General features: G+C 55.7%; 1 pseudogene. It reads right to left on the bottom strand.

Annotation, left to right across the window (positions count from 1 at the left end):
• Positions 1-137, bottom strand: a pseudogene (locus C661_RS23515) (IS110 family transposase); the annotation flags it as partial.
• Positions 138-289 lie beyond the last annotated feature (152 nt).

The raw sequence follows: 289 nt of genomic DNA, 5'->3' as shown, positions 1-289 counted from the left end.
GGCAAGTTGCCGAAGAACCGCATCATCTGCGCTCGCGAGAGCTTTTTGCGAAACACCTCGCGGCCCGATTTGTCTTGGCCCAGAAGGTGGAAATTATGTTTGCCGAGATCGATCCCGATCAGTGCTGACTCGCTCATGATGATGGCCTCCAAAAACAAAACACCCTGCGAAAGCGTAGCCCTCGCAGGGTGTGGGGGTGACCATCTCATTAGCCCGCGGGAGGGCGGGCAGAAGGGAGACTTCTAAAAATGAGCTTGGCCAGTATGGGTGGCACGGTCTTCCTTTACAG

It is taken from the genome of Clostridium tunisiense TJ (assembly GCF_000300195.1).
Taxonomy (GTDB): domain Bacteria; phylum Bacillota; class Clostridia; order Clostridiales; family Clostridiaceae; genus Clostridium_J; species Clostridium_J tunisiense.
The sequence above is the reverse complement of the archived record's forward strand: the minus strand, read 5'-3'. Positions and strand labels throughout refer to the sequence as shown.